The sequence below is a fragment of the Hyphomicrobiaceae bacterium genome, from assembly GCA_041397645.1.
Lineage (GTDB): Bacteria > Pseudomonadota > Alphaproteobacteria > Rhizobiales > Hyphomicrobiaceae > Hyphomicrobium_B.
On record JAWKWE010000004.1, the window covers coordinates 959,883 to 984,470 of the forward strand.

Here is a 24,588-nt window from a genome sequence, read left to right on the forward strand (position 1 = left end):
TTTTTTGTTCATGAGTTGTGCATGAGCCGTTTTATTAGACAAAAAGCCCTGCGGCCGAGCACTGTGATCAAGAATTGTGCCCTTGCTCAAGATTTATATTTCGATGGGTGCGCAACACCGACCAAGCTCAGGCGGCGCCTGCCTGCGGAACAGTCAAAAAAGACGAGACCATCTGCACTCATTGATGTGCAGATGGTCTCGTCTCCAAGATTGCAATTTAGGCCTCAACGCACGCGGCGCGGATTCATATAAAGATCCGATTCCTGACGCTGGAGACCTGGCTCCACCCGTCCCGCCGCAACGTCGTAGGCCAGCGCTTTGACGTGCCGCCGCACCGCTTTGTTGAACACAACCATTCCGGCGAACAGCTTCATGACCATGAGCACGCGCGGGTCGGCGTGATCGCCACGAACCGTGCCGTGCCACTTGCCACCGATGGTGAGGATTGACCCGTCGAGATGGCCAACGGTTTCGCCATGCTGGTCGATCAGCGTGTAATCGCCGCCGATATTTATGAAATCGCGGGTAACCCGATAAAAGCGCGGCGCACCATCTTCCATGATAAAGAACGAGAAGTGCTCCGGCATGAGCGGCCATTTGTTGGCTGAACGCTCCAACGTGATGACGTAGTCGTCGTCGTAGGTGTTGATCAGGTAGCTGGTCACCGGCAGCCCGCGCGCGCCTATGGTTTGTTGGATCGACCGCGCCAGCATCAGATCCATGCTGGCCCGCCAATTCAGCGTTTCAGAAAACAGCTTGAAGACCAGCCGCTTGTCCATGCCGGTTGCGCTGTCCCAGAGCTCCTTGCGATAGCCCAGCACGCCGGTGCGTTCGCCGTTCTCAACGATCTCTGCAAACACGTCCATATCGGTCGTGAACTGACGCGACTTACCCTTGTTGCGTTCGCGCTTGAAGAAGCCGAACTCGATGTCGTTGAACGGCGTGATCCATACGTCGACCAGAAATTCGTGCCACTTTTTCTTAGCGGCTTCACGAGCCTCCGCATTGGCTTTTTGCAGCTTGGTCAAACCCGGGGCGCTACGCGCGTTGGCCTCATAGACTTCATCGCGCGCGACGTTCGCCGCCTCCGCGGCTGCAGCTTTCGCCTCGGCCTCGACGGGATCGTTCTTTCTTGCCGAAGATGCCATGAGTGCTCTCCTTCGCGCGGTTGCGCGCGCGTTTCGCATCGAATCAGCTTGAAAGGCTAGCATTCGAGGCCCGTGAAGGCCTCTCAACGCCGGAATTAGCGGTGGATACCCGAAAGTTACCGAATTCCGGCTAGTCGAGCTGGCGTGCGACGACCGTCGCAGTAAGCGGCGTCATATCGGGATTTCGCTCCGGCGCGGCCTTCGCCGCCTCAACTCGCGGCTCCGGCGGTCCGTCGAAGAGCCCGCTGCACCGGCGGATATTGGCACATCGCAGGCCGATCGGAGGGTGGGTGGCATCGGCTGGGAATCTCGCCAGATGGGCGCAGACTTTGATCACGTCCGGACGGCTGAGCCAGCCTTCGCTCGCTCCTTTCCGCGCCGCGGTGCAGTCGGCTGCCATCTCGTCCTCGGCGACGGCGGGATCCGCATGAGCGCACTCATGCGCGAAGATGAACTTGCGAACGGCCGGCGCGTAACCGTCCAGCACCGTCTTGTTCATTACAATGAGCTTGAGACCAGGAATGTAGTAACCCGAGGACGAGGAATTCTTGAGCTCGGTTTCAACCCTGTCGGCGCCGGGGCACTGACCCAACTCGTCGGCTTTCGAGGACACGCTCGCAGAAAGTGCGCAAGCAGCGAGAGCGATCGTTTTGACCAGCGTATGCAAGGCATGACCTCACTTTGGCTCAGGTTGTCAACGCCTCTCCTTTTGGTCGGTTCCTCTCCAGGTCGTGCGCGCTCCGGTTGCTTTTCCGGAGCCCTTTGGTTCGCGACTCGAGTGAGCACCACTATTCGCGATTCGACTTTAGTTTGAGAGATGTGGTGCTGAAGACAAGCCTGGAAACTGTGCACTTTGCCTCGATACGTGAGATTTCTGCCTCACACGCGGGCATTTCGCGACATTTTTGCACTGCTGTGGCGCTAGATCGCAGTCCTCGCCATTTGGGCAATCGGTCAAGCGATCAAGGCAACGGCAGCTTGAATTGAAGGCGACTGTTCAGGCTGGCCGGATCTGAGCTGCCTATGCCGCTGACGTCGGTCGTAACGCTGAGTGAGTAGCTATCCGCCTGTTCGAGCATAACACCCGCTCCGGCTGTATTGACCGCAGTCCCCGCTTCACCGGATTTGCCAATCAAGTCGATCTCGCGTTTCACGGTCACGAAGGGTGCAACCGTCTGCCCGTTATCCAACGCAAACGATTTGCCGATGCGCGGCGCAACGATGATCGCGCCCTTATCCTCTGTCTGCTTTCCGGCGGTAGGGTCGACAGCCGTCGCACTTTCCCATTGCGTCGTCGTATCGATAGTGACTGCAGGAAATGCCTGAAACGCCATGTAGGCGGCGTATTTGTCTTCCGACTGATCGCCACCCGACGCGGTGGGCGCAATCGTCTCCGACCGCTTGGCGTAGACGCCGACGCTGGTGTTCTTCACGATCTTATAGTCGAGCCCAGCGCCCGTTTGCACTGACTTGGATACATCGTTCAAACCGTCTGCCTTAAAGCTGCTCCACACGTCGATGGCGGGTTTGGCCGCGACAGGCGCCTTGGGCATGGCCAGATCATCCGATGCCAGGCCTTGAGCCTGTTGCACCTTACGGCTGAGCTTTTGAGCATTGAAGTCACGAAGCGTCTGCAGGCTGGTGCGCGCCGAAACGCTGTCATCCGACGACTGCACAGATAACGGCACCGGCGCGGTCGCTGGAGCGTCGGTGTCTCTGATCTCAGGAAATTTAGTGGTCGGCTTTGCGCCGCGGGCAACGGCATTTGCTGCCGGCACGCTCAGATCGAGAAGCGGGGGTAGCGCATCGCACGTGAGATCCTTGAATGTACCGTCAGGATTCATCAGCGCGGACGCATCTTCGTCGTCGCAAGTGGCCAACGCCACAGGCGCGTTGACCGTGAGACCCCAGCTCAGCGCGGCCCCAATCACCAGGAAGAATCGGCGGTTTTTGCTTTTCATGCGCTGCACGATAAGCCCAAGTGTGATGATGATGTGGCAGACGTCTTGCGTTGTGCGCAGGGCTGGTTCAACGCACGCCGAATATGGCGCTTCCCACGCGCACATGGGTGGCGCCGAACTCGATTGCGGTCTCGTAGTCGCTGCTCATGCCCATACTCAGGCCCATAACACCCAACTCGCGCGCGAGCTTTTCGAGAAAGGCAAAATGCACTGCGGGCTCTTCCTCGACGGGCGGGATGCACATCAGCCCTGAGATTTCGAGATTTAACTCCTCGCGGCAGAATGAAACGAAGGATGCCGCCTCGCGCGGCATGATCCCCGCCTTCTGCGGTTCTTCGCCGGTGTTGACCTGAACGAACAGCTGCAGCTTGCGATTTTGCTTGGCCATTTCGTCCGCTATCGCGCGCGCAATCTTGGGCCGGTCGACCGAGTGAATGGCATCAAACAGCGCAACTGCGTCCTTCGCCTTGTTGGATTGAAGCGGCCCGATCAGATGGAGGCGGATATCGGGAAATGCCGTGCGTAGCGCAGGCCACTTGCCTTGCGCTTCCTGCACCTTGTTCTCACCGAAGTCGCGGTGACCAGCTTCAAGCACGGGCCGAATGTCCTCCGGCCCGAACGTCTTTGAAACCGCGATCAGCGTAACGCTCCGCGATTTGCGTCCGGCAGCCTTCTCTGCAGCGGAAATTGCGGTGGTCACTTCGCGCAGTTTTGCTGCTTTATCGCTGGCGCTCGCTGGATCGTCGGTGCTCATGGGAAAGTGTCGATTGCAAGTTTCTGTCTAGGATGGCGTCCAGGCATCGTGAACAAAGCCGGGTGCCCGCCCTATCATTGCTAGCCGGCAAAAGAAAGCGAACCCGTCGAGCCCAAGTGGGCCAGACGGGCAGCGGCCGAAGACGGCAAGCCACAGAAATCGATATATTTCTGAACCCACCCGGTCCGGTCTCGCCAAGCCCTTGACCCGCTGTAGGCTTTTGGGCTCTTTACGTCCGGCTTTCCGATTTGACCGAAAGAATAAACACGTCATGGCGACCGAACGATACAACGCGCCTGCTCGCGAGAAGCACTGGCAGCAAGTCTGGGAAAAAGAAGACATTTTCCGGTCCAAGGAGGACGCTGGTGCCGACAAGTGCTACGTGCTGGAGATGTTCCCCTACCCGTCGGGACGCATCCACATGGGCCACGTGCGCAACTATGCCATGGGCGATGTGTTTGCGCGCTACAAGCGCATGAAGGGCTTCAGCGTGCTGCACCCCATGGGCTGGGACGCCTTCGGTATGCCCGCCGAGAACGCTGCGATGGAGCGCAAAGTGCATCCGGGCGCCTGGACCTATGAAAACATCGACACGATGCGTTCGCAGCTAAAGTCCATGGGTCTGTCGCTGGATTGGTCGCGCGAAATCGCGACCTGTTCGCCGGACTATTACAGGCACCAGCAAAAGCTCTTCCTCGACATGCTGGAAAAGGGGCTGGCTTATCGCAAGTCCTCCAAAGTGAATTGGGACCCGGTCGATCACACCGTACTTGCCAACGAACAAGTCATAGACGGCCGCGGCTGGCGCTCGGGCGCGCTTGTCGAGCAACGCGAACTGACCCAGTGGTTCTTTAGGATCACCGCTTATGCCCAGGAGCTGCTCGACGATCTCGACACGCTCACCAACTGGCCAGAAAAGGTGCGCCTGATGCAGGCCAACTGGATCGGCCGTTCGGAAGGCATGTCGGTCCGCTGGGCGCTCGAGAAATCGACGGCCCCTAAAGGCTTCGACGAGATCGAGATCTACACCACGCGACCCGACACGCTGTTTGGCGCTTCGTTCCTCGCGGTGGCTGCCGATCACCCGATTGCCAAGGCCGCCGCTGAAAAGAACCCCGCCCTCGCCGACTTCTGCGAGGAATGCCGCCGCATGGGAACCTCGGTTGCCGCCATCGAAGCGGCCGAAAAGCTCGGCTATGACACCGGCATTCGCGCCGTGCATCCTTTCGACAACGATTGGACGCTGCCTGTCTACGTCGCCAACTTCATCTTGATGGACTACGGCACCGGCGCCATCTTCGGTTGCCCTTCAGGCGATCAGCGCGACATGGATTTTGCGCGCCGCTACGACCTTCCCGTCGTGCCCGTAATTCTGCCGCCGGGCGAAGACGTTGCCACCTTCACATTGAAGGACAAGGCCTATGAAGACGATGGCGTGATGATCAATTCGCGCTTCCTCGACGGCCTGAGCACGAGCGATGCGTTCGAGGTCGCTTCCAATCGGCTCGAAAAGCAAAAGCTCGGGGGCAAGCCGCAGGGCGCGCGCAAGGTCAACTTCCGCCTGCGAGACTGGGGCATCTCGCGCCAGCGTTACTGGGGCTGTCCGATCCCCATTGTCCATTGCAAGGATTGCGGCGTGGTGCCCGTTCCCAGCAAGGATCTGCCTGTCACCCTGCCGGAAGATGCAACTTTCGACAAACCGGGCAATCCGCTTGACCGGCATCCAACCTGGAAGTTTTGCGACTGCCCCAAATGCGGCAAGCCCGCGACGCGCGAAACCGACACCATGGACACGTTCGTCGACAGCTCGTGGTACTTCATCCGCTTCACCGCGCCTCGGGCCGACACGCCCGTCAACGAAAGGGCTGCGAAATACTGGCTACCCGTCGATCAGTACATCGGCGGCATCGAGCACGCGATCTTGCATCTGCTCTATTCGCGCTTTTTCGTACGCGCCATGTGCGACTCAGGGCACCTGCAATTTGCGGGCAACACCCGCGAGCCGTTTGCCGCGCTGTTCACCCAGGGCATGGTCACTCACGAAACCTACAAGTCCGATGAAGGTGCCTGGCTGCTCCCCGGCGACGTGCGTTTTGAAGGTGAAGGCAGCGAGCGCAAGGCCGTCGAGATCGCAACCGGCAACCCGGTTACGATTGGCTCTATCGAAAAGATGTCGAAGTCGAAAAAGAACCTCGTCGATCCCGATGACATCATCGCGCATTACGGGGCCGACTGCGCGCGCTGGTTCATGCTGTCGGATAGTCCGCCCGAGCGCGATGTCATTTGGACAGAGGCCGGCGTTGCCGGGGCCGGTCGCTTCATCCAGCGTGTCTGGCGGATCATTGACGACGTGTCGGAGCGTTTCCCCGACAAGCTGGGCGACAAGCCGGCTTCGTTCTCGGCGGAAGCCCTGGAGGTTCGCAAGGCGGCCCACAAGGCCCTGGACCAGGTCGGCAAGACGATCGAAGGTCTGCGGTTCAACGTCGCCGTCGCCACTCTCCACGAGCTGGCCAATGTGCTCTCCGCAGCCCTAACTAAGTCTGGAGACGGCCTTCCGTACGCAATTCGCGAGGCTTCAGAGCTCTTAACCCGCATGATCGGCCCGATGATGCCTCATTTGGCTGAAGAATGCTGGGCGCGGCTCGGATACAACACGCTGGTCGCGAATGAGTCCTGGCCGGTGCCGGAGCCCGGGCTGCTCGTTGACGATCAAGTGACCATCGCCGTACAAGTAAACGGGAAACGCCGGGACGAGCTTGTCATTTCGCGGTCCGCAACGAATGCGGAAATTGAGGCCGCGGCTTTGCAGCTTGAGCCGGTGTTAAGGGCACTGGAAGGCCGAACGGTCAAAAAAGTGATCGTGGTGCCGCAGAGGATTGTGAATGTCGTTGGGTAAGACCAAACGCGCCTTTGCATTGCGTGCACGTTCCGTGCGCTCTGCGGCTATTGCCATCGGGGTTCTGCCTGCCGTCATCGCGAGCAGCGCGTTTATCGGCGGCTGCGCCGACGGCACCGGCTTTCGACCGCTCTATGCCACCTCATCGGTCGGAGGCGCTAACGTTTCCGAAAAGATGAAATCCGTCGATGTGGCCCCGATTCCGGGTCGCGTGGGCCAGCGTCTCCGCAACGAATTCATTTTCGAGACGACCGGGGGTGGTCTGCCGCTCCCGCCTGAGTACCGTCTGGAAGTTGCTATTCGCGAAAGCGTCTCCTCGTCACTGGTCCAGATCGACGGCAACGCGCAAACTCAGACTTACAAGCTCGACGCTTCTTTCAAGCTCATCCGTTTGACCGACAAGGCTGTCGTGGCAGAGGGAAAGAGCTATGGCCGGGCCGGATTTGAGCGGACCGACAGCACGTTTGCCAATGTTCGCGCTCGTGAAGACGCCGAAAACCGTGCAGCGAGAACGGTGGGTGAAGAGCTGCGCACGCGCGTACTCGCCTACTTGGCTCAGCCTGTCTGATTCCCTAAAACACGGATGATAATGCTGGCCGGCGACTGCTGGGAGTTCGCCTAATGGTTGCTGTCAAAGCCGCCCAAGCCGCTGCGTTCTTAAAAAGCCCGCCGCAATCGCTGTCGGCTGTGCTGTTTTACGGCTCGGATCCCGGCTTGGTCAGCGAACGTTCCGATCGCCTCGCCAAGCTCATGGCGGCGCGCGAAGATCCTGCCGGCGAAATCTTGCGGCTCGACGATACCGACCTCGATAGCGATCCCGACCGCCTCGGCGTTGAACTCGACACTCGGCCGATGTTCTCAGGCCGAAAGATTATCCGGGCCACGGCAGGGCGCAGGATCGCCGCCGCATCGCTCAAGCCAATCCTTGAAGTGCCCGCTCACGAAGGGTTCCTCATCGTGGAAGCGGGAAACCTCAAGCCAACCGATGCTCTGCGTTCGCTTTTCGAAGGCAAAGCCCATGCCGCTGCCGTCGCCTGTTATGCAGACGATACCGCAGCAATCGACGGACTGATCACGGAAGTGCTGAGCCAATTCCGCGTGAAAATCACCCTTGAGGCGCGCGAGGAGCTGAACGGACGGCTCGGCGCTGACCGGGCCTTGTCACGAGCGGAGATCGAGAAGCTCGCGCTTTACGCCATGGGGCAGAGCGAAATCACGCTCAACGACGTGGAAGCGGTTGTGGGCGATGCATCCGATCTTGCCCTTGAACGCATTCCAGAAGCGGCCGCCAGTGGCGATGTCGCACGCGCCGTTGGCGACTTGAGCCGCGCCGTGGCATCCGGCGAGAGCCCGCAAGCCATAATTCTCATCACACAACGCTACTTTCTCAAACTGCACCGAATCCGCGGCGATATAGAAACCGGGCGCGGGTTGGAGGATGCTTTACGCGCCTTGCGCCCGCCCCTTCATTTCAAACAGCGCGATATCTTTGCCAGTCAGCTTCGCCGCTGGAACCGTGCCGGTCTCGATCAGGCCTTGCGGCGCATCGCAGAGGCCGCCAAAGCGGCACGACTGTCGTCACAACTGGAAGAGACATTAGCCGAACGGCTAATTCTGGCGCTCTCAGCGATGGCTGGCGGGACTTTGGGCTCATCCCCATCGAGGACCGCCCAAAGCGGCGCGGCACGCCGCCGCTCATAGCAGCCTTGCCGCCAAGGCCTTGCGCCCTATAGTGCCCCGCCAAACACGGGGAGCAGAATTCCATGGCAAAAGCACGTTTTGACGTCACCGGCATCGGCAATGCAATTGTCGACATCATCGGCCGCTGCGACGACGACTATCTCGCTAAGATCGGCGCCGACAAAGGATCTATGCGCCTTGTCGATGCCGACGCCATTGCGCAGATCTATTCAGGCATGGGACCGGCGACGGAAATGTCGGGAGGCTCAGCCGCCAACACCATCGCCGGTGTCGCCTCTTTCGGCGGCAAGGCAGGCTTTATCGGAAAAGTCGCAGACGACGAGTTCGGACGCATCTTTTCACATGACATCAAATCGATTGGCGTCAGCTTCAAAAGTGCAGCCGTAGCTGGATCGCAACCGACGTCGCGATCGCTCATCCTCGTCACGCCTGACGGTGAGCGCACGATGAATACCTATCTTGGTATCTCAACCAACCTCGATCATGGACAGATCGACGAAGAGCTCATCGCAGATAGCGCCATTCTTTATTTGGAAGGTTATCTGTTCGATCGCGACGACGCGAAGGCCGCATTTCGTGCAGCACTCGCACAAGCCAAGCGCGCCAATCGCAAAGTAGCGTTGACGTTGTCTGATGGCTTTTGCGTCGATCGTCATCGCGCGGAATTTCTCGATCTTATTCGCTCCGGTGTCGATATTCTTTTCGCCAATGAGAAAGAAATCACCTCGCTATACGAAACGGACAAATTCGAAGATGCAGCAGATCGCGTGAGCAAAGATACAAAGCTCGCCGTGTTGACGCGCAGTGCGCAGGGCTCGCTCATTCTCAATTCAGGAAAAGCAATTCAAATTGCTGCAGTTCATATCGACGACGTCGTCGATACGACAGGAGCCGGTGATCTTTACGCAGCCGGGTTTCTTTATGGATATGCGAACGAGCATTCGCTTGAAACGTGCGGAAAACTCGCAAGCCTGGCGGCCGCGGAAGTGATCAGCCACCTTGGTGCACGTCCGCAAACAGAGCTTGTAAATCTCGCCCGCAGCAACGGCATCATCTAAATCGCGCAATATTGGAATTGCATATTTTCCTCGAATGCTGACTTCCAATATCCGATCCCAACAGAGAATAGAGAGCCTCATTTTTACGAGCAAAATGGTGGCTCTCAATTTCTAAAAAATGCTTCCTCCATTGGCCGGCCGCCGGCGTCAATATACACCCCGAATATTATTGAACGATGTTCACTAGTGCTGTGGCAAATCCCGTAATTTCCTGCCAATTCGATATACCGAATTAAATTCCCTGGAATTGAGACTCGACTTCCCCCAAACTCTAACCATCGAATCGATTTGGTTTGAGGGTATTCGTGATGTTGCAAGCCAAAAGCCGCCGCGGCCGCCCCAAGGGCACCGGCATTGATGACAGCGACCGGATTGCGCGGCTGTCCGAATTGCTGCGGGTACGTCCCGACATGAAGCCGACGACCGCCATCCGCGTCATGGGAATTACCGACCCATCGGCTATTCGACGGCTGCGCGACAAGTACAACGCGTATCTACAATCCAAATCGGTAGACGCTCTTCAAAGACACAGTGTGCCGGCCCAACCTGCAGCGGTTCCGGCAGCATCCGAAACCCAATCCCTGCGTCATTGAACAGCCCATCGCGAAGCATCCGGCTTCAAATCGCACTTCTCCATTCAAAGCCATCACTAAACGGGCCGCTTCCCCAAGCGGCCCTTTTTTTTGATGCTTGCTGTAGAAGCAACCTAGGGGCGCACCGTTCAGAGTTTGCGAAGCGCGACGGACTCGACCTGATGCGATTCCCCCTTGCGCAGGATGAGCCTTGCCCGCCGGCGTGTCGGCAGGATGTGTTCTTCCAGGTTCCGCAGGTTGATCGATCGCCATAACGACAGGGCTTTGCGATGCGCCTCATCGGGCGTTATGGCGGCGTACTGATGGAAGTAAGCGCCAGGATCGCGAAACGCCGTCGTCCTCAAACGCATGAAACGCGTGACGTACCATTGCTCAATGACGGCCGGGTCAGCATCAATGTAGATCGAAAAATCGATGAAGTCCGACACGAATGGAGTTGCATCGCCGCCCTTTGGAAGAATGGCCGGCTGCAAGACGTTCAAGCCCTCGACGATGAGGATATCCGGCAATTCAAAGACCGCCTTCTGACCGGACAGGATGTCATAATGAAAATGCGAGTAGACCGGCGCTTCGACCCGGCCAACTCCCGATTTGATGTCGGCCAAGAACTTGAGCAGTCGCGACGCATCGAAGCTCTCAGGAAAGCCCTTGCGATCCATCAGACCCAGGCGCTGGAGTTCTGCGTTGGGATAGAGAAAGCCGTCGGTCGTCAGCAGATCGACGCGAGGATGGTCCGGCCAACGCGCCAGCAGCGCTTTCAGGACACGCGCCGTGGTGCTCTTGCCTACCGCCACCGAGCCCGCCACGCCAATCACGAACGGCACGCGCACGTCCTTGTGACCAAGGAACTGAGACGAAACCGAATGCAGCTTTTGAGCCGCTGCGACGTAAAGGTTCAGTAAGCGCGAAAGCGGAAGATAGATCTGCTCGACTTCATCAACCGACAGCTCTTCGATGATACCCGACAGCACCTCGAGCTCTTCGGGCCGCAATGTCATTGGCGTATCAAGACGCAGGGCTGCCCATTCGTCTCTAGTAAAAACGCGGTAGGGCGAATAGGCGAGCTGGGCGTCGCCAAGCGGTTCTTCGACCGGTCGAGATTTTGCGGACCCCGCAGCCAGCTTAAGCGCCGCAGACTTCCTCAGTCCGACACTGCGTGGCTTGGTTTTCACGCCGGACCTCCCGGCGCGACTGACTTGCTGCGAGATGCCTTCTCATCAAGACCGGACGTGCCCTGCCGCTTTTCAAGAACTGCAAGCACGTCGTCTAACTTCACATCACGCGACTCCAACAGCACGAGCAGGTGATAAATGACATCGGCGGCTTCGTTGGTGAGTGCAGCGCCATCCTGAGCGGTTGCGGCAATGACAGCTTCGACTGCTTCCTCTCCGAACTTCTTGGCGCACTTGACCGGGCCGCCATCGAGAAGCTGGCGCGTGTAGGATTGGCCCGCTTTCTCCGATCGCCGTTGGTGAATGGTGGCAGCCAGGCGCTCAATGATGCTGTGCTCGCTCATTGCCGAATCTTTCCAATGCGCCCGAAGGCCAATCGCCGCTTCGATACTAAGCAGCAAGCCGCACGCCTGCCGTCAAGCCAGCATTCGGGATAATATCAACGCGTTGGAGTTCGCTCAGCCGACAATGCGCTGACGGATGTAATCAAGCTGGTCGAAATTGCCGAACTTGATGATCAGATGCCCGCTCTCGCCGGAACCGCGCTTGATCTCAACCTTAAGACCAAGAAGATCGGTCAGATCCTTCTCGAATGCTTTGGTGTCGGCATCCTTGTCTCTGGGCTTGCGTGAGCCGCCGGCAGGAGTCGGCTCTTCGCGTCCCTGCACGATCGCTTCCACTTCGCGGACATTCAGCCCGTTTTCGACAATGCGGTGAGCGAGGGTCTCGGCGTCCTCGCGTCCGATGAGCGCGCGGGCATGGCCAGCCGACAGGCTACCTTGCTGTACCAGCGCCTGCACACCAACCGGCAGCTTCAACAGGCGCAACGTGTTGGCGACGTGGCTACGGCTCTTGCCGATAATTTCGGAAAGCTGCTCCTGGCTATAGGCGAAGCGTTCGACTAGCTCGCGATAACCCGCCGCCTCTTCGATCGCATTCAGATCCTGCCGCTGGACGTTTTCGATAATCGCAAGCTCGAGCACTTCCTTGTCGGTGAGCTCGCGCACGATAACCGGAACCGTATGCACGCCCGCGCGCTGCGCCGCCCGCCAGCGCCGCTCGCCCGCAACGATCTCAAAATCACCGGCGCTCGAAGGATCTGGACGGACCACGATCGGCTGCACCAATCCCTTGGTGCGGATCGACTCTGCCAACTCCGCCAGCTCATCCTCGCGGAAGTCTTTGCGCGGGTTGAGCGGGCTCGACTTCACCTGGCCAATCGGAACGACGCGCTGTTCGCCTTCGGGCGGCAGCCGCGTTCCGTTCTGCACGGGCTCACCGATGAGAGAGGCTAGTCCGCGTCCGAGACGGCTTTTCGGCAGAGCTGATTGCATGGAGTTGGCGTTCCTTTGGAGTCTTTTTGGTGCCTGTTAGTCGTGAAACTTGAACGTGCGAAACTTAGATGCCCGCGTCACGCCGCTTGAAAACGGCGCTCACGTTCGATGATTTCGGTCGCTAGCCGGATGTAGGCCTGACTACCCGCGCAGTCATAATCGTAAAGCAGGATCGGCTTGCCGTGAGATGGCGCCTCGGCAACCCGCGTATTGCGCGGAATGATCGTCTCGTAGACCTTGGAGCCAAAGAAGCCGCGCACGTTGTCCGCAACTTCGCGCGACAAAGAGGTGCGCGCGTCATGCATGGTCAAAACCACGCCCTGAATCTGCAGTTGCGGATTGAGCGTTGCGCGGATCTGATCAATCGAATCCTTGAGCTGCGAAATACCTTCCAGAGCGAAGAACTCGCACTGCACGGGTACGATCACCGCATTGGCGGCCGACAGCGCATTCAAGGTCAGAATATTGAGCGACGGGGGGCAATCGATCAAAACGTAGCTGAAGGGCGTGTCCTGCGGCTTGGCGCGTTGCTGGCCGACAAGCGTCATGACGGCATCGCGCAGCCGATAGGGCCGCCCGTTGTCGTGGGCCAGCTCACCTTCGATACCGACAAGGTCGCTATTTGCGGGGACGATAGAAAGGCCGGGCACCGCCGTCTGCTGCGCACTCTCCAGGATGCTTGCTGCACCCGTCAGCACGTCATAGCTGGTACGAGGCCGGGACTCGGGCGGTACGCCGAGCCCAGTCGAAGCGTTACCCTGCGGATCGAGGTCGAGCACCATCACCCTCTCGCCGACAGCAGCAAGCGCCGTGCCGAGGTTGATGGCTGTTGTCGTTTTACCGACGCCACCCTTTTGATTGGCAATGGCGATCACGCGGGGGCCGCCAAACGATCCTCCGCCGACGCCTGAAACATAGCCGGCCACGGGTTTAACCCTCCGTCTCTACCTCTGACTCTTTACGCTTGAGCGACTTGAGCAACAAAACGGAGCCTTGAGGGTCCGTGACGCTAGGATTGAGTTCGGCCGTAAAGGTCCAGCCCTGGCGCGCCTGTTCGATCTCTGCAGCGGCCTCGCGGCCCTTCGAGAACAGGCCCACTGTGGAGGGGCCGAAATAAGGGTAGGCCAACTCGACAAGACGCGGCAAGGGCGCTAACGCCCGGGCCGTAACGCAATTAATCTCCCTCACCTTAACCTGAGTCTCGGGAATTTCGATTCTCATACACAGGATGTCCACAGCAACTCCGACGGCACGGGCAACTTCGCGGATGAATGCAGCCTTCCGGCTGTCGCTTTCGATCAGGGTATGTCGGGTTCCACCGTGTTCGCTGGCCATAATCGCCAGTACCAGACCGGGAAAGCCCGCGCCCGAGCCAAGGTCGAGCCAGTTGACGGCGCCTGTAGGCCGCAGCCCCCACAGCTGGGCGCTGTCGGCGAAATGCCGATGCCAGATGTGATCCAGCGTACTCGGCGCCACGAGGTTTATGGTCTTCTGCCATCGCCTGAGCATGGCCTCGTAAGCCTGGAACTTCTCGATGGTTTCACGTGAAACCGCGAAGGCGGCCCGGAACTGCTCCGGGCCTTTGATCTCGCCCGCCGCCGTCATGCGCTGCGCCGCTTCGAACCAGCCTTGAGATGAGCCAGAAGAACCAGCAGGGCGGCCGGGGTCATGCCCTCGATCCGGCTCGCCTGTGCGATAGTTTCCGGTCGATGGCGGGCCAGCTTCTGGCGAACTTCGCCCGACAGACTAAGCCCGGCATAATCAAAGTCAGCGGGAATGCGGACCTGCTCATCGCGACGCAGCGCCGCCACATCCTCCTCTTGCCGATCGACGTAAGACCGGTAGCGGGCATCGACTTCGAGCTGGGCCCCAATCCTGGGCGGCAACTCGGCGAGTTGAGGCCAGACGACAGTCAACCGCGCCAGATCCACCCCGGGGAACGCCAACAGCTCGAACGCGGAACGGCGGCGACCATCCTGATTGACTTGCAGCCCGGTTCGCTCCGCTTCCTTCGGCGTCATGTTGAGTTGGTTCAACAAGGTGTGGGCATCGCGAAGGGCGTTCTGCTTGGCTTCGAATGCTGCCCGCCGTTGGGTCCCGACACAGCCCACCTCTTGGCCCAGCGGCGTCAGACGCTGATCGGCATTGTCGGCCCTCAGCTTCAGACGGAATTCCGCGCGCGAGGTGAACATCCGGTAGGGCTCGGACACGCCGCGCGTAATCAGATCGTCGATCATGACGCCGAGATAGCCTTCGGTCCGAGAGACCGAGAAAACCGCATCCGAACCGCCTGCCCGCAGCGCCGCGTTGATGCCGGCGGCAATGCCTTGAGCTCCTGCTTCTTCGTAGCCGGTCGTACCGTTGATCTGCCCGGCCAGAAACAGTCCCGGCAAGCGCTTCACTTCCAACGCCCGGCTTAGCTCGCGCGGATCGACATAATCGTACTCGATCGCATATCCCGGCCGCTTGATGACGACCTTCTCCAGACCCGGCATGGTCTTCAGGAAGGCGTCCTGCACCTCCGCGGGCAGCGAGGTTGAGACCCCGTTCGGATAGACGGTGTCGTCGTCCAACCCTTCTGGCTCCAAAAAGACCTGATGCGAGGTCCGGTCGGCGAAGCGCACCACCTTGTCTTCGATGGAGGGGCAATAGCGCGGCCCGGTGCTGGCGATCTGCCCGGAATACATCGGCGACCGGGTGAGGTTCTCACGGATGATCGCATGGGTCGCTTGGGTCGTATGCGTAATCCCGCAGGCGATCTGGGGCGTTGTGATCCGCTCGGTCAGGAAGGAAAAGGGCACCGGATCGGCGTCGGCAGCCTGCATTTCCAACCGGGCCCAGTCTATCGTCTTGCCATCAAGTCGCGCAGGCGTGCCGGTCTTCAAACGGCCCAAACGAAGTCCCAGCGCATAAAGCCGATCCGAAAGCTTCAGGGCCGGCGCCTCGCCGACCCGGCCCGCCGGGATCTTGGTCTCTCCCATATGAATAAGACCGTTGAGGAAGGTTCCGGTCGTCAGAACCACCGCACCGGCCTTCAAGCGCCGACCGTCGGCAAGAACCACGCCTTCCACCACGCCAGCCTCGCAACCGGAGCTGCAAGCACGGACGATGAGATCCTCCACGCCACCTTCGATCACTGTCAGATGACCGGTCTCGCGAATGGCCCGTTGCATGCTCTGACGGTACAGCTTGCGGTCGGCCTGGGTCCTCGGCCCATGGACCGCCGGGCCCTTGGATCGGTTCAAGAGGCGGAATTGAATGCCCGCCTCGTCCGCCACCCGGCCCATCAAACCATCCAGCGCATCAATCTCGCGCACCAGGTGTCCCTTGCCCAAACCGCCAATAGCGGGGTTGCAGGACATCTCACCGATGGTGTCGGCGCGATGCGTGATGAGCGCGGTGCGGGCCCCCATGCGAGCCGCTGCCGCCGCGGCCTCGCAGCCCGCATGTCCGCCGCCTACGACGATGACGTCAAAGTTCAAGCTTGTTTCGATGCCGGTTTCCATGGCCATCGGATACTCGATCCCGCGCTCTCGAAAAAGCGGTTTGAGGGCGGCAAGTTGGTTTGCCTGGGCCCTGTACTCGCCTGCTGAGGCACCAACTCCGGGCGCCCGAACATGATCATGCCTCCGGCCGGCGTATTCGACGACAGCAGCTGGTATCAGCCGCAGGCAATCCTTTACGTCGGCCGGCGCACGATCTGGGACCCGGAGCTGCCGGGCGTGCCAACCTTCGAAGGGATGCCGCCGCTGCCGCCGACAGATACCGGCTGATGTTCGGCACAGGTCGTTATTTTCCGATACAGAAGCGGCCGAAGATCTGGCCCAGCACGTCTTCGACGTCGACGCGGCCGGTAATGCGGCCCAGAGCATAGGCGGCACGGCGAAGATCCTCGGCTCTCAGTTCCGCTTCTTCGGCATCACCGGCCATGAAGGCATTCAATCCGGCAAGGCAAGTCTCCAGCGCTTGGCGATGGCGTGCCTGTGTCAATGGCGGGCTCGACCGGCTTGCGAGCCGGTCGGCGGCGACCTGGGTAATCCTCGTGATCAGCCCTTCCAGGCCCGAACCGGTCTTGACTGAAATCGATAGCCCGGTTTGCGACGGTGTTTGGGCTGGGGCCGTGGTCAGGTCCGTCTTTGTATGCACCATCAGAACTAACGGGGCCGTTTCACGTGAAACTTCCCTTGACTCCTCTAGTGACTCACCCAGCGCAGGTTGCGCGTTTCCGCCCGGCTCAACCAGCCACAAAATCAAGTCCGCCCTCTCGGCTTCAGCCAGCGAGCGCCGGATCCCTTCCCGCTCGACCGCACCTGTCGCCTGCCGAAGCCCGGCGGTGTCCGATACGATGACCGGATATCCCGCAAGGTCCAAGCGAACCTCAATCACGTCGCGGGTCGTCCCTGCTTCCTCCGACACGATCGCCGCATCCCTCTGGGCGAGCGCATTGAGAAGGCTCGACTTGCCGGCATTGGGCGCTCCCAGCAGGGCCACGCGGAAACCATCGCGCAGGATTTCGCCACGGCGGCCATCTGCCAGGTGGCGGGCCAGATCGACAGCGAGCGCGGAAACGCTTTCGCACGCCATTTTCATGGCCCGGCCGGACACGTCACTTTCATCGGAAAAGTCTATGGCTGCCTCGACCAGCGCCATGGCCTCAAGCAACGTTGTCCGCCAGCCTTCGTAGAGCTGAGACAAGGCGCCTGAAGACTGGGCCAGGGCCTGAACGCGCTGGGCCTCTGTCTCGGCATCGACTAGGTCCGCCAATCCCTCAGCCTGAGCCAGGTCAAGCTTTCCGTTGCTGAACGCCCGGCGGGCAAATTCCCCGGGCTCCGCCATCCGGCACCCGGGAAAGCGGCCCAGTGCGCCAAGAACAGCGTTAACCACGGCGCGTCCTCCGTGAACCTGGAATTCCGCGACGTCCTCGCCCGTTTCGCTATTGGGGGCGGCAAAATAGAGAATTAGCGCCTGGTCTAAGGCCGCCCCGGTTTGGGGGTCTCGAACGGTGCGGAATGCCGCTTGGCCATGAGCCGGCGGCCGGCGCACCATCGCCGCCAGCACATCTTGCGCCGCTGGACCAGACACCCGGATGACAGCCACGCCAGCCCGGCCCGGCGCACTGGAAAGAGCATAGATGGTGGAAACATTCGCCATGCCATTCGCGTACTCGTCCTCGGCCCCGCTCGCAATGCGCGCCTTAGCGGCCTAGGGTCTCAAAAGCCCAACGTCCCGGTGGAACCGATCTGAATGTCCGAAAATCACCTTCGACACGAGACCAGCCCATATCTGCTGCAGCACAAGGACAACCCTGTTCATTGGTGGGCATGGGGGCCGGAAGCTCTGGCCGAAGCCAAGCGGACCCGCAAACCGATCCTACTTTCTGTCGGCTATGCGGCTTGCCATTGGTGCCATGTCATGGCGCACGAAAGCTTTGAAGATCCGGCCACCGCCGATGTCATGAACAAGCTCTTCGTGAACATCAAAGTCGATCGCGAAGAGCGCCCGGATATCGACGCCATCTACATGAGCGCGCTGCATCGGCTCGGCGAGCAAGGCGGGTGGCCATTAACTATGTTTCTTGATGCCGAAGCCAGGCCGTTCTTCGGCGGCACCTATTTTCCAAAGCAGTCCCAGTATGGCCGCCCCGCGTTCGTAAGCGTGCTTCTGCAGATCGCACAGGTCTATCAAAACGAACCAGAGCGGATCCGCCATAACGTCGACGGCCTGATGGCAGCGCTGTCGGCAAAGACCCTGCATCAGACCGACTTCCAAGCCTCCGAAGACCTAATCCGCACTTTGGTAACGAGGCTGACCGAGGCGTTCGATCACGGGAATGGCGGCATAGCCGGTGCACCCAAGTTCCCTCAGTGGAACGTACTTTGGCTGATGTGGCGAGGTGCGATGCGCTATGGTGATGAAGCCGCCAAAGAAGCCGTCGTCAACACTCTCACTCACATCTGCCAGGGCGGCATCTATGACCACCTGGGCGGCGGCTTCGCCCGCTATTCGGTAGATGAGCTCTGGCTCGTCCCGCACTTTGAGAAGATGCTCTACGATAATGCTCTTCTGGTCGATCTGTTGACGGAGGTTTGGCGCGAAACCCAGGAGCCTTTGTTCGCTGTTCGCGTCGCCGAAACCATTGCCTGGCTCGAACGGGAGATGATTACCCCTGGCGGCGGGTTTGCGGCGTCTCTGGATGCCGATAGCGAGGGAGAGGAAGGCAAATTCTACGTCTGGAGCGCGGATGAGATCACTGAGGTTCTTGGCGAGGCCGACGCTGCCGACTTCATGGCGATCTACGGCGTCACCACGGGCGGCAACTTCGAAGGCCACAATATTCTCAACCGGCTCGATCATCTGCAGCTGCAAAGCGTCGGTCAAGAGGCACGGCTTGAGAAACTGCGCGACAAGCTGCTGGCCAGGCGTGCGGGACGCATCAGGCCCGGCTTCGACGACAAGGTTTTGGCCGATTGGAACGGCTTGATCATTGGCGCGCTGGCGCGTGCCGGGGTTGTGTTCGCCCAGCCCGATTGGATCAGGATGGCGGACGCAGCTTTCGCCTTTGTCTCCACCGCTATGCGCCGCGATAGCGATCGGCTTTGGCATTCCGCCCGCAATGGCCGCCTAACGGCGCCCGCCACCGCATCCGATTACGCCAACATGATCTGGGCAGCACTTCGCTTGTTCCAGGCCCACGGCGATCCGGGAGCTCTCGCGCGTGCGACACAGTGGGCAGAAGTCCTTGATCGCCATCACTGGGACGTGGAGTCTGGCGGCTATTTCACCTCCGCTGATGACACGGATGACGTGATTGTCCGGCTTAAATCAGCACATGACGATGCCGTGCCCAGCGCCAATGCCGTCCACCTTACGAACTTAATCTGGCTCAATGCGTTAACCAGCCAAACCGCTTACTCTGAGCGAACAACCGGGTTATACAACTGTTTCCAGGGAGACATCGCTCGGGGTCCTGTCGGACATTGCGGCCTGCTGGCAGCGGGCCTGGACATGGACGGATTGGTGCAAATCGTTCTGGCTGGCAGTAGCAACGATGCGAGTTCGTCACTTCGCCGGGTCGCCGTATGCACATCAGTCCCCGGAGCGCTTGAATTCCTGGACCCCGTCAAAGGCGCACGCCCTTTGCCTGTCGCGCTGGGCGCGAAGTTGGATGTGGCTGTAACCACGACTGGCTATATTTGCGTTGGGCCCGTGTGCGGTCCGCCTGTGTTCGAACCCGACGAATTGAAGGAGCGTTTGCTAAAGGCGCGCAGTGCTCCGAAAGCTTAAGGTTTACCGCGTTGAAAGAACCTTTAGTCACAAGACTGTGCTGCGCGGCTCAGCTGTGATTGAGTTTCGGCCCTAGAAGAGGTTTGGGTCTCATGACTGCATTGCGTTCAATTGTGCGTTGGGCTTATGCCCCGTTTTTGATGATTGGCCTGACGAGCGCTGCCTACTGGGTGGTGGCAAATGGTCATTCCTATTTCTGGCTGGCCCCGCTTCTGGTGCTTGCCTACGCGACCTCATTCGCCGCTGAGAAAATCGCGCCGTTCTATCCGGAATGGAATGAACATCACGAGCATGGCGACACCGCCGCCAACATCTGGCACACCGCAATCTATGAGCTGTCCGCGCTGAACGGCGTCCTGCTCATCCCTCTCATCCAGTGGATGTTCCCCTTTCAGGGCATCTGGCCGACGCAGTGGCCGCTCTGGGGGCAGGTGCTGTTGGCGTTCCTGATTGCCGACTTCGCTTTCATGGTCATCCATTGGATGAGCCATAAGGTGCCGATGCTGTGGCGCTTGCATGCCGTCCATCATGGCGTCGGCCGCCTCTACGGTTTCAATGGCGTTATTCGCCATCCGCTGCATCAATCGATCGACATGGTGATCGGGCAGGCGCCGCTCGTGATCATGGGCATGACGCAGGAGGTTGCTCTTGTGCTCGGCTTCCTGATCACCGTGACGCTGATCGTGCAGCATTCCAACGTTGATCAGAAACTCGGGCCCCTGGCTGGCTATCTCGCCATCGGCCGTGTCCATCACCTGCATCACGTCAACTGGGGCACCGAAGGCGATTGCAACTTCGGCCTGTTCTTCTCGTTCTGGGATCGCCTGTTCGGCACCTTCCACGCCAAGCCGCCGCGTCCGATCACGCACAAGGATCTTGGCGTTGACGAGTTGCCCAACTTCCCAAAATCGTTCTGGGAGCAGCTATTGCTTCCGTTCTACTACAAGCCTGGCGCCGGCGAGCCAGAGCGCTATCGCAAGATGGCGATGAAGAAGTCGCCCGCTCAGGAAGCGCGCGAAGAGGTGGAGAAGCATCACCCCGACCTGCTCCACCCTGCCGAGTAGGCGCCTCGTCAGACTTTGCGTTTCACGTGAAAAAAGAGCCGCTTTGTTCAAGCGGCTCTTTTTGTTTTTCAACTGATGAACGGTTGGCCCCGTAGGCCTTACGTATTCATGCTCTGGAAGAACTCGCCGTTGGTCTTGGTCGACTTCAGCTTGTCGATCAGGAACTCGATCGCGTCCATGGTGCCCATCGGGTTCAGGATGCGGCGCAGGACGTAGACCTTCTTGAGCTGGTCCTTCGGCACCAGCAGATCTTCCTTGCGGGTGCCCGAGCGCGCCACGTCGATGGCGGGGAACACGCGCTTATCGGAAACCTTCCGATCCAGGATGATTTCCGAGTTGCCTGTACCCTTGAACTCTTCGAAGATCACTTCGTCCATGCGCGAGCCGGTATCGACCAGCGCGGTGGCGATGATGGTGAGCGAACCGCCTTCCTCGATGTTGCGGGCTGCACCGAAGAAACGCTTAGGCCTCTGCAACGCATTGGAGTCCACACCACCGGTCAGAACCTTGCCGGATGACGGCACAACTGTGTTGTAGGCACGACCCAAGCGCGTGATGGAATCGAGCAGGATGACGACATCCCGCTTATGCTCAACTAGACGCTTAGCCTTCTCGATGACCATCTCCGACACCTGCACATGGCGTGACGGCGGCTCGTCGAAGGTCGAGGATATGACCTCGCCTTTCACAGACCGCTGCATGTCGGTGACTTCTTCCGGCCGCTCGTCGATGAGCAGCACGATCAAGTAGCACTCGGGATGGTTGGCTGTAATCGAGTGGGCGATGTTCTGCAGCAGAACCGTCTTACCGGTACGCGGCGGTGCCACGATGAGAGCACGCTGGCCTTTGCCGAGCGGAACGACCACGTCGATCACACGAGGGGAAAGGTCTTTGATGGTGGGATCTTCGATCTCCATTTTGAGCCACTTGGTAGGATACAGTGGCGTCAAGTTATCGAAGTTGATTTTGTGCTTAGTTGCTTCAGGATCTTCAAAGTTGATCTTGTTGACTTTGAGAAGAGCGAAGTAACGCTCTCCTTCCTTCGGGCCTCGAATCTGTCCTTCGACAGTATCGCCGGTCCGAAGCGCGAAGCGGCGGATCTGCGAGGGCGAGACGTAAATGTCGTCAGGACCCGGCAGGTAGTTGGCGTCGGGCGAGCGCAGAAAGCCGAAGCCGTCCTGCAGCACTTCGACCACGCCGGTCGCGATGATTTCAGTTTCCTGGGTCGCGAGCTGTTTCAAGGTCGCGAACATCAGCTCTTGTTTGCGCAGGGTCGAGGCGTTCTCAACGCCGACCTCTTCAGCAAACGAGACCATTTCAGCGGGAGACTTCCGCTTGAGGTCCTCGAGCTTCATTTCCTTCATGGGTAAAAACTCCGGGGGTGCCACGGTAATAGGGCGGGAAGACAATATGTGAGGAGACGGTGGGACGATGCGATGATGGTTTGGTGAGGGGTTGCGACGCAAGGCAGGGCGCCCTGCGGGACAGCGCGCCAGCTCGCTGCTGGACATTGCCGCCTACGGATTTTCTGCCGTGGGGCAGCGATCCGCTGAATAACGTTCCGAGGCTTATAACAGATCCGTTGAACTTGGCAAAGGTCTTCAGAACGGCTTCACGATTACGAGAATGACAATCAATATCATCAGGATGGTCGGAACCTCGTTGACGATCCGCCAGAACCGCGGCGGCTTGTCGTTGCGGTCCTCGGCAAACGCACGCACGGCCATCGAGAAGTAGCCGTGGACGGCCGAAAGCGCCAGCACCAGCGCCAGCTTGGCGTGAAACCAAGGGGCAGAGAAGGATCCGCCGATCCACGCAAGCCAGAGCCCGAGCACCCAAGAGATGATCATCGCCGGGTTGATGATGATCCTGAGAAGGCGCCCCTCCATCACCTTGAAGGTTTCCGATTGGACAGAGCCTTTCTCGGCGTCGCAGTGGTAGATGAACAGCCGCGGCAGATAGAGCATGCCCGCCATCCATGAGATGATCGCGATGACGTGGATGGCCTTGATCCACAAGTAGGCGCCATCGCCCAGGATGACCACCAGTGCGGCGGCGAAAGCTACTGTAATAATTAGAGAAATTGCCGCCCTGGCGGCGGGTGATGCCGCTGCGCTCATCCCTCAAGTCCTCTTACGGACGCGCTCGACTAGGCGGGCGACGTTCTCGGGCGGGGTCTGGGGAACGATGCCGTGACCGAGATTGAAGATAAACCTCTCGCCGGACATGAGCCTCAAGATCTCGTCGACGCGCTCATCCATGCGGGTGCCGCCCGTTACCAGCAACAACGGATCGAGGTTGCCCTGCACAACCACATCCTCATCCTCGAACGCCTCCTTCATCACGTAAGGCGGGGTCGTCGTATCGCAGCCGATGCCGTCTACACCGGTTTCCGAAACATACCAGACTGCCCCCGGCCCAGCGCCGCGCGGAAAACCTATGACAGGCACATCCGGATGCAGGTCCCGAAGCACTTGCCGTATGCGTCGGGTCGGCTCGACCACCCAACGATCGAATTCGTCGTCCGGCAGGCTTCCCGCCCACGTATCGAAAATCTGCAAGCAATCGGCCCCTGCCTTGACCTGATTGTCGAGGTAGGAAATCGACGTTTCCACCAGCATATCGATGAGCTTCGAAAAGCCGGTAGAATCCCGATACGCCCACAGCCGCGCTTCAGCTTGATCGCTCGATCCCTCACCCTGGACCATGTAGGTCGCCACCGTCCACGGCGCCCCGCAAAATCCGATCAATGCCGTTTCACGCGGCAAATCTTGCCGCAACCGCGCCACGGTCTCCCAAACGGGCGCGAATGTCTGAGCCGTACGCGCTGGATCGAGTCGGCGCAAGTCGTTGACAGAGCGAATCGGTTCAAGCCGTGGCCCTTCGCCTTCAACGAAGCTGACCTTCTGGCCGAGCGCATCGGGCACGACGAGAATATCGGAAAACAGGATTGCAGCGTCGAACCCGTAGCGGCGGATCGGCTGCAGCGTAACCTCGGCAGCAAGCTCGGGCGTGTAGCAGAGCTTGAGAAAGCCACCAGCCTTGGCGCGCGTCTCACGGTACTCGGGCAGGTAGCGGCCCGCTTGGCGCATCAACCAAATCGGCGGTGATTTGGAAGCCTGACCTCGAAAGGGATCGAGAAACCGTCTCACGGCCTTTGAGCCGGTGTCCGTCTGCATTGCCAAGCATCCCTTCACTTAAAACTTCAAACTAAGAGTCTTGAGAGGTTTTTATTGAATCTATTAGGGCCGTGGGTTCTGGGGATCTCCAAGCTATCCCCAGCTTGTCCACGTTAGCTGCAATCTCTCTTTGCTGACCACGAGGTCTAGGCGGTGAGACCCGTTCTAGGCAATAGTGACGAATAGCTTTTCTCTTTCAAAGTGGTTACGCCGCATATGCAGCATCAACTCGCATGAAGCATTTGTGGGCAACCTGAGGATGACGAACTCGCTACCGGGTTGTCCTAGATGTTCAAGGCAGGTGCTGCCAGGCAATTCGCATTTGTGCAAATGTGACTATCACGCTTGGCAACTGCACGGTTGTTATCTCAACCCTAGATACCGGCCGGTCGGGTGCGAAAATCGCCCTCAACTTACCAACAACCTTCCGGGGGTTTGTCAGGA

Annotated in this window: 22 protein-coding genes; 8 read left to right on the forward strand and 14 right to left on the reverse strand. The window is 59.5% G+C overall.

The window, feature by feature from the left end:
- Positions 1–224: 224 nt before the first annotated feature.
- From R3D51_04410 to R3D51_04425, 4 genes are all read right to left on the reverse strand, one after another.
- Positions 225–1,148 carry a hypothetical protein gene (locus R3D51_04410; GenBank protein MEZ5898719.1) on the reverse strand — a complete coding sequence of 308 codons (924 nt, stop codon included), beginning with the start codon at positions 1,146–1,148 and terminating at the stop codon, positions 225–227.
- A gap of 130 nt (positions 1,149–1,278) precedes the next feature.
- Positions 1,279–1,815, reverse strand: coding sequence for a hypothetical protein (locus R3D51_04415; protein MEZ5898720.1), 537 nt, complete (start codon positions 1,813–1,815; stop codon positions 1,279–1,281).
- Positions 1,816–2,110: 295 nt separating this feature from the next.
- On the reverse strand, positions 2,111–3,214 hold the full coding sequence (locus R3D51_04420; protein ID MEZ5898721.1) for a hypothetical protein: 1,104 nt from the start codon (positions 3,212–3,214) through the stop codon (positions 2,111–2,113).
- Positions 3,177–3,863 carry a YggS family pyridoxal phosphate-dependent enzyme gene (locus R3D51_04425; protein MEZ5898722.1) on the reverse strand — a complete coding sequence of 229 codons (687 nt, stop codon included), beginning with the start codon at positions 3,861–3,863 and terminating at the stop codon, positions 3,177–3,179. The genes R3D51_04420 and R3D51_04425 overlap by 38 nt, the downstream gene beginning before the upstream one ends.
- Positions 3,864–4,134: 271 nt before the next feature.
- On the opposite strand from R3D51_04425, the gene leuS reads away from it, so the two are divergent.
- From leuS to R3D51_04450, 5 genes are all read left to right on the forward strand, one after another.
- Positions 4,135–6,759, forward strand: a complete 2,625-nt coding sequence (leuS, locus tag R3D51_04430) for a leucine--tRNA ligase (GenBank protein ID MEZ5898723.1) — start codon at positions 4,135–4,137, stop codon at positions 6,757–6,759.
- Positions 6,746–7,327 (forward strand): LPS assembly lipoprotein LptE, encoded by a 582-nt coding sequence (gene lptE / locus R3D51_04435; protein ID MEZ5898724.1) that lies wholly within the window; start codon positions 6,746–6,748, stop codon positions 7,325–7,327. The genes leuS and lptE overlap by 14 nt, the downstream gene beginning before the upstream one ends.
- A 53-nt stretch (positions 7,328–7,380) precedes the next feature.
- On the forward strand, positions 7,381–8,460 hold the full coding sequence (gene holA, locus R3D51_04440) for a DNA polymerase III subunit delta (protein MEZ5898725.1): 1,080 nt from the start codon (positions 7,381–7,383) through the stop codon (positions 8,458–8,460).
- A gap of 62 nt (positions 8,461–8,522) precedes the next feature.
- On the forward strand, positions 8,523–9,518 hold the full coding sequence (locus tag R3D51_04445; protein MEZ5898726.1) for an adenosine kinase: 996 nt from the start codon (positions 8,523–8,525) through the stop codon (positions 9,516–9,518).
- 308 nt (positions 9,519–9,826) lie between these two features.
- Positions 9,827–10,111 carry a hypothetical protein gene (locus R3D51_04450; protein MEZ5898727.1) on the forward strand — a complete coding sequence of 95 codons (285 nt, stop codon included), beginning with the start codon at positions 9,827–9,829 and terminating at the stop codon, positions 10,109–10,111.
- 128 nt (positions 10,112–10,239) lie between these two features.
- On the opposite strand, the gene coaA is transcribed toward R3D51_04450, so the two are convergent.
- From coaA to mnmG, 6 genes are all read right to left on the reverse strand, one after another.
- Positions 10,240–11,283, reverse strand: coding sequence for a type I pantothenate kinase (gene coaA, locus R3D51_04455; protein ID MEZ5898728.1), 1,044 nt, complete (start codon positions 11,281–11,283; stop codon positions 10,240–10,242).
- Entirely contained in the window at positions 11,280–11,627 is a 348-nt protein-coding gene (locus tag R3D51_04460) for a phosphoribosyl-ATP diphosphatase (GenBank protein ID MEZ5898729.1), read from the reverse strand. The genes coaA and R3D51_04460 overlap by 4 nt, the downstream gene beginning before the upstream one ends.
- Positions 11,628–11,741: 114 nt before the next feature.
- Complete coding sequence (locus R3D51_04465) at positions 11,742–12,617, reverse strand: ParB/RepB/Spo0J family partition protein (protein MEZ5898730.1); 876 nt, start codon at positions 12,615–12,617, stop codon at positions 11,742–11,744.
- A 77-nt stretch (positions 12,618–12,694) separates the two neighbouring features.
- Complete coding sequence (locus tag R3D51_04470) at positions 12,695–13,543, reverse strand: ParA family protein (protein ID MEZ5898731.1); 849 nt, start codon at positions 13,541–13,543, stop codon at positions 12,695–12,697.
- 4 nt (positions 13,544–13,547) lie between these two features.
- Positions 13,548–14,222, reverse strand: a complete 675-nt coding sequence (rsmG, locus tag R3D51_04475) for a 16S rRNA (guanine(527)-N(7))-methyltransferase RsmG (GenBank protein ID MEZ5898732.1) — start codon at positions 14,220–14,222, stop codon at positions 13,548–13,550.
- Positions 14,219–16,123, reverse strand: a complete 1,905-nt coding sequence (mnmG, locus tag R3D51_04480) for a tRNA uridine-5-carboxymethylaminomethyl(34) synthesis enzyme MnmG (protein ID MEZ5898733.1) — start codon at positions 16,121–16,123, stop codon at positions 14,219–14,221. Before mnmG ends, rsmG begins: the two co-directional genes overlap by 4 nt.
- 111 nt (positions 16,124–16,234) lie before the next feature.
- Here mnmG and R3D51_04485 point away from each other — a divergent pair, with 111 nt between their 5' ends.
- The gene (locus R3D51_04485) at positions 16,235–16,390 is read left to right on the forward strand and encodes a hypothetical protein (protein ID MEZ5898734.1); all 156 of its coding nucleotides are present in this window, start codon (positions 16,235–16,237) and stop codon (positions 16,388–16,390) included.
- Positions 16,391–16,406: 16 nt separating this feature from the next.
- On the opposite strand, the gene mnmE is transcribed toward R3D51_04485, so the two are convergent.
- The gene (gene mnmE, locus R3D51_04490; GenBank protein MEZ5898735.1) at positions 16,407–17,768 is read right to left on the reverse strand and encodes a tRNA uridine-5-carboxymethylaminomethyl(34) synthesis GTPase MnmE; all 1,362 of its coding nucleotides are present in this window, start codon (positions 17,766–17,768) and stop codon (positions 16,407–16,409) included.
- Positions 17,769–17,861: 93 nt separating this feature from the next.
- On the opposite strand from mnmE, the gene R3D51_04495 reads away from it, so the two are divergent.
- Together R3D51_04495 and R3D51_04500 are read left to right on the forward strand one after the other, a co-directional pair.
- On the forward strand, positions 17,862–19,901 hold the full coding sequence (locus R3D51_04495) for a thioredoxin domain-containing protein (protein MEZ5898736.1): 2,040 nt from the start codon (positions 17,862–17,864) through the stop codon (positions 19,899–19,901).
- Between the two features lie 92 nt (positions 19,902–19,993).
- A complete protein-coding gene (locus R3D51_04500) occupies positions 19,994–20,965 on the forward strand; it encodes a sterol desaturase family protein (protein ID MEZ5898737.1) in 972 nt (323 codons plus the stop codon).
- Positions 20,966–21,063: 98 nt separating this feature from the next.
- On the opposite strand, the gene rho is transcribed toward R3D51_04500, so the two are convergent.
- From rho to hemE, 3 genes are all read right to left on the reverse strand, one after another.
- The gene (gene rho, locus R3D51_04505; protein MEZ5898738.1) at positions 21,064–22,329 is read right to left on the reverse strand and encodes a transcription termination factor Rho; all 1,266 of its coding nucleotides are present in this window, start codon (positions 22,327–22,329) and stop codon (positions 21,064–21,066) included.
- Positions 22,330–22,566: 237 nt separating this feature from the next.
- Complete coding sequence (gene hemJ / locus R3D51_04510; GenBank protein MEZ5898739.1) at positions 22,567–23,085, reverse strand: protoporphyrinogen oxidase HemJ; 519 nt, start codon at positions 23,083–23,085, stop codon at positions 22,567–22,569.
- A gap of 3 nt (positions 23,086–23,088) precedes the next feature.
- Complete coding sequence (gene hemE, locus R3D51_04515) at positions 23,089–24,144, reverse strand: uroporphyrinogen decarboxylase (GenBank protein ID MEZ5898740.1); 1,056 nt, start codon at positions 24,142–24,144, stop codon at positions 23,089–23,091.
- Between the last annotated feature and the right edge of the window lie 444 nt (positions 24,145–24,588).

Bases quoted from the DNA above. Each gene is read 5' to 3' on its own strand.
- R3D51_04410 (MEZ5898719.1), bottom strand. From the start codon at position 1,148: ATGGCATCTTCGGCAAGAAAGAACGATCCCGTCGAGGCCGAGGCGAAA.
- R3D51_04420 (MEZ5898721.1), bottom strand. From the start codon at position 3,214: ATGTGCGCGTGGGAAGCGCCATATTCGGCGTGCGTTGAACCAGCCCTG.
- R3D51_04425 (MEZ5898722.1), bottom strand. From the start codon at position 3,863: ATGAGCACCGACGATCCAGCGAGCGCCAGCGATAAAGCAGCAAAACTG.
- leuS (MEZ5898723.1), top strand. From the start codon at position 4,135: ATGGCGACCGAACGATACAACGCGCCTGCTCGCGAGAAGCACTGGCAG.
- lptE (MEZ5898724.1), top strand. From the start codon at position 6,746: ATGTCGTTGGGTAAGACCAAACGCGCCTTTGCATTGCGTGCACGTTCC.
- holA (MEZ5898725.1), top strand. From the start codon at position 7,381: ATGGTTGCTGTCAAAGCCGCCCAAGCCGCTGCGTTCTTAAAAAGCCCG.
- R3D51_04445 (MEZ5898726.1), top strand. From the start codon at position 8,523: ATGGCAAAAGCACGTTTTGACGTCACCGGCATCGGCAATGCAATTGTC.
- R3D51_04450 (MEZ5898727.1), top strand. From the start codon at position 9,827: ATGTTGCAAGCCAAAAGCCGCCGCGGCCGCCCCAAGGGCACCGGCATT.
- R3D51_04460 (MEZ5898729.1), bottom strand. From the start codon at position 11,627: ATGAGCGAGCACAGCATCATTGAGCGCCTGGCTGCCACCATTCACCAA.
- R3D51_04465 (MEZ5898730.1), bottom strand. From the start codon at position 12,617: ATGCAATCAGCTCTGCCGAAAAGCCGTCTCGGACGCGGACTAGCCTCT.
- rsmG (MEZ5898732.1), bottom strand. From the start codon at position 14,222: ATGACGGCGGCGGGCGAGATCAAAGGCCCGGAGCAGTTCCGGGCCGCC.
- mnmG (MEZ5898733.1), bottom strand. From the start codon at position 16,123: ATGGAAACCGGCATCGAAACAAGCTTGAACTTTGACGTCATCGTCGTA.
- R3D51_04485 (MEZ5898734.1), top strand. From the start codon at position 16,235: ATGATCATGCCTCCGGCCGGCGTATTCGACGACAGCAGCTGGTATCAG.
- mnmE (MEZ5898735.1), bottom strand. From the start codon at position 17,768: ATGGCGAATGTTTCCACCATCTATGCTCTTTCCAGTGCGCCGGGCCGG.
- R3D51_04495 (MEZ5898736.1), top strand. From the start codon at position 17,862: ATGTCCGAAAATCACCTTCGACACGAGACCAGCCCATATCTGCTGCAG.
- R3D51_04500 (MEZ5898737.1), top strand. From the start codon at position 19,994: ATGACTGCATTGCGTTCAATTGTGCGTTGGGCTTATGCCCCGTTTTTG.
- rho (MEZ5898738.1), bottom strand. From the start codon at position 22,329: ATGAAGGAAATGAAGCTCGAGGACCTCAAGCGGAAGTCTCCCGCTGAA.
- hemJ (MEZ5898739.1), bottom strand. From the start codon at position 23,085: ATGAGCGCAGCGGCATCACCCGCCGCCAGGGCGGCAATTTCTCTAATT.
- hemE (MEZ5898740.1), bottom strand. From the start codon at position 24,144: ATGCAGACGGACACCGGCTCAAAGGCCGTGAGACGGTTTCTCGATCCC.